At 71.8% G+C, this 6,684-nt stretch carries 6 protein-coding genes and 1 riboswitch; of the genes, 1 reads left to right on the top strand and 5 read right to left on the bottom strand.

Features of this window, described 5'->3' with window-relative positions; genetic code table 11:
- The first annotated feature begins 496 nt into the window (after positions 1-496).
- Positions 497-745, top strand: coding sequence for a hypothetical protein (locus tag BZY54_RS52905; RefSeq protein ID WP_086724216.1), 249 nt, complete (start codon positions 497-499; stop codon positions 743-745).
- A 41-nt stretch (positions 746-786) separates the two neighbouring features.
- On the opposite strand, the gene BZY54_RS08710 is transcribed toward BZY54_RS52905, so the two are convergent.
- The 5 genes from BZY54_RS08710 to BZY54_RS08690 all read right to left on the bottom strand — a co-directional run bounded on the left by BZY54_RS08710 (position 787) and on the right by BZY54_RS08690 (position 6,679).
- Positions 787-2,187 (bottom strand): purine-cytosine permease family protein, encoded by a 1,401-nt coding sequence (locus BZY54_RS08710; RefSeq protein WP_086724214.1) that lies wholly within the window; start codon positions 2,185-2,187, stop codon positions 787-789.
- A riboswitch (TPP riboswitch) is annotated at positions 2,177-2,272 on the bottom strand. (Overlaps the previous gene by 11 nt.)
- A gap of 545 nt (positions 2,273-2,817) precedes the next feature.
- Entirely contained in the window at positions 2,818-3,033 is a 216-nt protein-coding gene (locus tag BZY54_RS08705; RefSeq protein WP_086724211.1) for a hypothetical protein, read from the bottom strand.
- 253 nt (positions 3,034-3,286) lie between these two features.
- Positions 3,287-3,616, bottom strand: a complete 330-nt coding sequence (locus BZY54_RS08700; RefSeq protein ID WP_425276269.1) for a ricin-type beta-trefoil lectin domain protein — start codon at positions 3,614-3,616, stop codon at positions 3,287-3,289.
- A gap of 39 nt (positions 3,617-3,655) precedes the next feature.
- A complete protein-coding gene (locus tag BZY54_RS08695; protein WP_086724209.1) occupies positions 3,656-5,731 on the bottom strand; it encodes a glycoside hydrolase family 2 protein in 2,076 nt (691 codons plus the stop codon).
- A gap of 57 nt (positions 5,732-5,788) precedes the next feature.
- Positions 5,789-6,679 (bottom strand): carbohydrate ABC transporter permease, encoded by an 891-nt coding sequence (locus BZY54_RS08690; protein ID WP_086724207.1) that lies wholly within the window; start codon positions 6,677-6,679, stop codon positions 5,789-5,791.
- Between the last annotated feature and the right edge of the window lie 5 nt (positions 6,680-6,684).

The raw sequence follows: 6,684 nt of genomic DNA, 5'->3' as shown, positions 1-6,684 counted from the left end.
TGCGGGTGATCGTCATACGGAAGGAACTCTCCAGTGATGAGGAACGTCGTCGTGGTGCCGGCCGCGGTCGGTCGCGGTGGCCTCGGGGCGGGACCCCTGTGTCGCGGGCCGGGGCGGGAGGATCCGGGGGGATTCCGTGGTGCTCCGTCTCGGTGCGACGACAGCCATGTTTAGCCACGGCCGGGGCGGGGCGCAAAGATGTGACGTACTACCCGACTTAGGATGGATGTCCGAAATATTGTGTTCTGATGGTTTTCATGGCTGGTCGGACCGGTCCGTCCCCTACGACGCTCCTTAGGACGTGATCTGGCTCCTATGGGTGGCATCACACTCACAGGCGCTTTGGAGGCCCTTCGACGGGGTCTCGGTGGCCCTCCGGAGCGCCACCGGCGGGCCTTCGGCGCGGCGCGTCGCAGCCTGTGCGGACCCAACCGTGGCGCGCCAGCCGCACGGCGTCACGGCGGCGCCGAGATCCCCTCGGACCTACCCTGAGACCATGGGCGATGAAGGACAGGTCTGCCCCGTCTGCGGACAGCCCGTGGAGGCCGTCGTCCGACGGCGCAAGACCCTGGGGGCCTGGGTGCCGGTCTGGGAACCCGGGCCGTGCCGGAATCCTGAGTGCCGGGAGTCCGACAGCCGCGCGGGCCGACGGCCGCAGCAGGCGCCCGCGGAGACAGACGTGCCCCAGGCGCGGCCGAGGTCGGACGGGCCCGAGGCACGGCCGGGGTCGGCGGAAGAAGCCTGAAGAGACTCCCTACATTGTTCTGCGGGAGGCGGTGAGGCGCGTCAGGGCCGGCGCCGCACGCGGAACGGCGTGTAGACGAGCAGAGCGGCGGCGAACGCCACCGGGTAGGCGAGGTCGGCGCCGTGCAGCGTCCGGGCGACCGGGCCCACGTACAGGCTGGTGCTCATGAACGGCACCGCCGCGGCGAAAGCGACGACGAAGGCCGTGAGCGCCGGCCACCACGGCTGCGGGGCGGCCGTCTCCGTCGCCAGGTCGACGGGGCTGCCGCCGCGGGCCCGGGCACGGACGAGCCAGTCGACGATCACGATCGCCACGAACGCGGGGATCCAGTAGCCCACGAACAGCAGCACGTTCTGGAAGCGCGCGGTGGTGTCGGCCGCGTGCATCCAGAGCACCAGCGGAAAGCCGAGCACCGCGGCGAGTGCGGCGGCGACCGGCCGGGGCAGGCGCACACCCATGGTCTGCAGTGCCAGCGACCCGCTGTAGTCGTTCATGGCGTTGCTGCACAGGGCCGCGAGGGCGACCGCGAGCAGTCCGAACGCACCCAGCGCGCCTCCGCCGAGCAGCCTGTCCACGCCGCGCGCGGTCTGGTCGGTGAACTCCGCCGCCCCCCACAGGCCGAGCGCCTCAACGGCCACGAAGGACACGCTGACGCCGAGCAGGGTGCACCAGAACATGCGCGGACGGGACGCGGTGCGCGGCAGGTAACGGCTGAAGTCACTGGCGTAGGGAGCCCAGGACAGGGCGAGGCTCAGCGCGATGGCACAGGTCAGGACGAACGCGCCGGCCCGGTCGGCGCCGTGCACGGCGGCGGCCGTCGTGGCGTGGGTGCCCTCCGGCAGCTTCACCGCCACGACGGCGAAGGCCGCGGCGAGAGCGAAGGTCATCACCGTCTGCAGACGGTGGATGGCCTCGTACCCGAGCACGCCCAACGCACCCTGGGCCGCCATCATCACCAGGACGCCCGACCAGAACGGCCAGCCGCACAGCTGGGCCAGCGCATCCCCGCCGAACAGGCCGATCAGCGCGTCCCACGCGATGGACGACAGCCATTGCAGTGCCCCCGGCAACGTGACGGCGCGGCCGAAGGCCAGCCGGGCCAGCGGCATCTGTCCCGCGCCGGTCTGGCTTCCCCACGTGCCCAGGTAGGCCGTGGGCACCGCGCCCAGCAGAGTACCGAGCACGACGGCGACGAGCGCGGTGGCGAAGTCCAGCCCGAGCGCGATGCCGACCGTGCCGGTGAACACGCCGGTCATGGTCAGATTGGGGGCGAACCAGACGGTGAACAGCCGCCCGGGGCCGCCGTAGCGGGCGTCCTCGGGCACCGGAGCGATGCCGCGCGCCTCCACCCGGAGGTCACCGGGAGCCGCCGGCATCCGTCCGTCGAAGACGCGCTGTGCGTCCGCGGTGGCCGCCTCACTGTGGGCATACGGCAATGACATGCGACATCCCTCCGCCAGTCCTAACTGGTTCAGGTTCGACGGGTGTGATCTCAGCCCCCGTGCGGGGGCACCCCGTGTCCGGTTACGCCCGTCAGGATAGCCGGGCCCGCGAGTGCGCTTGATCAGGGGGGAAGAGCACGGTGGGCGCCGCCCGTTCGGCAGTGGCCGGGAAGCGTGGACAGCCCGAACGCACCGTGCTCCATGCCTTCGCCGCCGGCCGGCCCGGGCTGCGCGATGAGTACGGGAGGAGCTGCCGTCGCTCGGCCTGTTCCGGCCGGGGTCGCTCGCCACTGCGATGGGCGCGCCGTCCGCCGGGCAGCGACGCCGGCCGACCCTGGCCCGGCTGCCGGCGCGGCCGGTGGACCTGCCGCTGCTCGACGAGCCGACGAACCGTCTGCCGCCGGTTGTGGTGGAGGAGATGGAGCAGGCGCTCGCCGTCTACCCCGGCATGCCGGTCGTGGTGAGCCATGACCGCCGGCTGGGCGGCTCCTTCAAGGGCTCACGCCTGGAGCCGGCGGGGGCCGGGCCGGTGCCGTGCGATCTGGCTGAGTCCCTCCATACTGGTCCCGTTCCGGCCGAGCCGCCGTCACCGGCCGGAACGGGCAGCCCTCCTCGCGGCGCCGCGAGCCGTCACTCGCCTTCTTCGCCGAGGACGCGGCGGGCGGCCTCCTCTTCGGCGGCCGGCGGGGACAGCTCGTCGAGGGTGTCGAGTTCGTCGTCCGATTCCAGTTCCCGTTCCCAGGCCGCCGCGAGCCGTTCCTGTTCCTCACGCGGCTTGGCGCCGATGGCCTCCCGGTGGTCCGGGTCCAGGGCCGCCAGGAATCGTCCGACCGGGTCCGTGGGCATGCCGTGCTCCTTGTCGCCGGTTGAGGGTGCCCATTCCGGCCCAGCATGGCCAACCGGTCCTGTGTCGACGGTCCGACACGGCCTGGGATCGCCCGGATGGCCCCGCTGCCCGCGCGAGCCTGCCTCCAGACGCGGATGCACGGCCTGCCAGGCGTTCCGTGCGAAACCGGCCGGGTCGGTGCGGGGCACCGCCTCTCCCTTCCTGGCGTTCGGCGGCGCCCGCACCGGCCTGTGCGGGCGAAGGCGGTGACGTCTACGAGGGCAGGTTCCACTTCTGCGTGCCGAGGCCGTTGCAGTCGTAGATCTGCAGGTGTGTGCCGTTGGCCGTGGCACCGGAGGGGATGTCCAGGCAGCGGCCGGGCTGGGGGTTCAGCAGCGAACCGTCGGCCTGGTGGCGCCACTGCTCGCAGCCGGAGCCGTTGCAGTCCCACAGCTGCACCTTGGTGAAGTCGGCCGTGCCGTTGCCGTCGATGTCCAGACACCGGCCGAACGCGCGCAGCGTGCCGTCCGGCGCGATGGACCAGCGCTGGCCGGTGGCGGTGTTGCAGTCCCACAGCTGGGCGGCACGTGAGGGCTCCTTCAGGTGTCGGTGGTGCGGGAGAGGTCCAGGACGGGTGGCGTGTCACTCGGCCGTGCGGGCCCGCGGGTCGTCGCCGATGTGCGGTTCGGTCCGGGTGTCCACGTCGAGTGCGCCGCGGGCGACGACGGCACCCTCCGCCACCAGTGACAGATGCAGTCGTCCGCTGGTCCAGCCCTCGGGCAGGGCGGCGGAGACGGCGACCGGGGAGCCCAGGACGTACGGCTTGGCCTCCGCCCGGCCTCCGGGCACGGCGTCGCCCGGTTCCGCGGGCGCCGGCCCGTACACCGGCGTCCACGCGGTGTGCAGCAGCCCCGTGACGGGCTCGCTTCCGTGGTGGGACACGCGTACGTCGACGGTGAAGTCCCGGGTGGGCGTGAGGAGGTCCCGGCCGGGTGCGACCGGTGTGACGTCCAGGACGAGCGTGGTGGGCGCGTTGACGTGCGCCGGGTCGACGCCGGCGAGGTCCTTGGCACCGCGGTGGAAATCCAGCAGCCCGGCGCTCTCGTGCTCGATGTCGTACAGCTCGGTGTAGACGTATCCGGCGAGCCGGTCGTGGCGGCGCAGCTCCTGCGTCTGCCAGCGCAGATGCCAGGCGCGTTCCAGGCCGGTGAAGCCACCGCCGTACTCGCTGTTGAGGTTCGGCAGGCCGCGCAGCGGCTGCCCGGGCACGGCGAGCTTCTTGTGCACGACGTAGTCCGGTCCCAGCTTCACGGGGAAGTCGTCCCGTTCGCCGGAGAGGAGATCCGCGATGGTGCGGGCCCAGGAGGCGGCGCTCTCGTCGTAGTAGTGCCAGTCCAGCAGATCCGTCTTGACGTGCGTCCAGCCGGAGTTGTCGACGACCGGCCTGGTGGGGTCGAGGGCCTTGAGCCGGTCGTAGGCGTCGGCGGCGGCGCGCTGCTTGGCCGGGTCTCCGGGGATGTCCCAGTCCAGGCCCCACTCCTCGTTGTACAGACCCCAGATGACGACGGCCGGGGAGTTGCCGTCGCGTTCCACCATCGGCTCGATCTGCTCGGCGAAGGCGGCGGTCGAGGCGGGGGAGAAGCGGCCGGCCGAGGCGGGTTCGGCCCACAGCAGCATGCCGAGCGTGTCGGCGTGGTGGACGAAGCGCGGATCCTCCAGCTTCAGGTGCTTGCGCACGAGGTTGTAGCCGGCGGCGGCGGCGAGCTCCAGGTCGCGGCGCAGGGCGGCGTCGTCGGGCGCCGTGATGCCGGTCTCCGGCCAGTAGCCCTGGTCCAGCACGCCGCGCACGAACAGCCGCTCCCCGTTGAGGAACAGCGTCTCGCCGTCCACGGTGACGGAGCGCAGCCCGGTGTAGCCGGTGACCCGGTCCGTGCCGTCGGCGGAGGTCAGCTCCGCGTCGACGTGGTACAGGTGCGGATCCCGCGGCGACCACAACCGGGGTGCGGAAAGCAGCAGATCGGTGCGGACGCGCCCGTCCGGGTCGACGTTCACCGTGGCGGCGGTGCTCTCGCCGCGCACCCGCAGCCGCAGCTGCGCGCCGTCCGTGTGCGGGCCGTGCACCGACGCGTCGACCGTGATGCCGGTCAGGTCGTCGGTGGGGCGCAGCCGCAGCCCGGCGAGATGGGTGGCGGGACGGTGCTCCAGCCAGACGCTCTGCCATATCCCGGAGGAGGGGGTGAAGCAGACGCCGTCGTAGTCGTCGCGGGGCATGCTGCGCTGCTTGCCGTGCGCGATGCCGAGCTTGTCCGCGGGGGAGTGGACGCGTACGACGAGCAGTTGCCCGCCGTCGCCGAGCGCGTCGGTCACATCGGCCGAGAAGGGTGTGTAGCCGCCCTCGTGGTGGGCGACCTCCGTGCCGTTGACCCACACGGTGGCCTCGTGGTGGACGGCGCCGAAGTGCAGGACGATCCGCCTGCCGGTCCAGTCGGCGGGCACGGTGAACGTACGGCGGTACCAGGCGGTCTGCAGCCAGTGCGCGGCGATGCCGGAGGCGGGTGTCTCCCAGGCGAAGGGCACCGTGATCCGCTGGTCGTAGCCGTCGGCGGTCTCGGCGGTGTGCCGCCGGTCGGGGTCGGCGCGGAAGTCCCAGGAGCCGTCGAGGCTGAGCCAGGCGTGCGAGCGGTCGAAGTGCGGGCGTGGGTAGGCGGGGCGGGGCATGGGCGGATGTGCTCCGATCGTCGATCTCTGGGCGGGTCTCGATGAGCTGACGGGGCGTCAGCCCTTGACGCTGCCCGCGAGGATCCCGTTGATGAAGTGGCGTTGCAGCAGGACGAACAGCGCCAGCACGGGCAGCATCGCGATGCTGCCGGCGGCCAGCAGCTCGCCCCAGACACTCGCGAAGTCGGCGCCGATGCGGTTGCCGGTGACGTTCTGCGCGAGGGTGGACAGGACCACCTGGAGGGTCTGGTGCCTCTCGTCGTTGACGGCGACGACGGGCCAGACGAAGTCGTTGTAGATGTTCATCGCGGTCAGCACGCCCAGTGCGGCGAGCCCCGGACGGATGACCGGCATGACGATCCGGACGAAGATCCCGAACTCGCCCGCCCCGTCCACGCGTCCGGCGTCGAGGAGTTCGTCGGGGACCGCGGCGATGGTCTGCCGCATCCAGAAGATGCTGAAGGCGTCGATGCTGCCCGGCAGGATCAGCGCCTGGTAGGTGTTCACCCAGCCCAGCTCGCTCATCTCCAGCAGCAGCGGGATGATCAGCACCAGGGTCGGCAGCATCAGCGTGAGCATCAGCACGCCGAAGAGCAGGTTCCGGCCGGGGAAGCGGTACTTGGCGAAGGCGTAGCCGGCCAGCGGGCAGAAGAACATCGTCATGGCGCCCTTGACGGCCACCACCAGCACCGTGTTGAGGAACCCGGTGCCGATCGGCACGTCGTGGAACATGGCCCGGTAGTTGCCCAGCGTCGCCGAGCCCGGCGAGAAGGACAGCGGGTCGCGGATGATCTCCGCCGGCGGCTTGAGCGAGCTGCTGATCGCCCACCAGATCGGGTAGACGAACAGCACGGCCAGGCCGATGAGCAGGAGGTACTGCAACGGGCCGGGCCTCGGGCCGGCGAGGCTCCTGCCGCTCCTGGCCGTGAGGGACACTCGTCTTGTCATGGCTG

The organism is Streptomyces carpinensis, assembly GCF_002154505.1.
Classification (GTDB): Bacteria; Actinomycetota; Actinomycetes; order Streptomycetales; family Streptomycetaceae; genus Streptomyces; species Streptomyces carpinensis.
The sequence above is the reverse complement of the archived record's forward strand: the minus strand, read 5'-3'. Positions and strand labels throughout refer to the sequence as shown.

Bases quoted from the DNA above. Each gene is read 5' to 3' on its own strand.
- BZY54_RS52905 (WP_086724216.1), top strand. From the start codon at position 497: ATGGGCGATGAAGGACAGGTCTGCCCCGTCTGCGGACAGCCCGTGGAG.
- BZY54_RS08710 (WP_086724214.1), bottom strand. From the start codon at position 2,187: ATGTCATTGCCGTATGCCCACAGTGAGGCGGCCACCGCGGACGCACAG.
- BZY54_RS08705 (WP_086724211.1), bottom strand. From the start codon at position 3,033: ATGCCCACGGACCCGGTCGGACGATTCCTGGCGGCCCTGGACCCGGAC.
- BZY54_RS08695 (WP_086724209.1), bottom strand. From the start codon at position 5,731: ATGCCCCGCCCCGCCTACCCACGCCCGCACTTCGACCGCTCGCACGCC.
- BZY54_RS08690 (WP_086724207.1), bottom strand. From the start codon at position 6,679: ATGACAAGACGAGTGTCCCTCACGGCCAGGAGCGGCAGGAGCCTCGCC.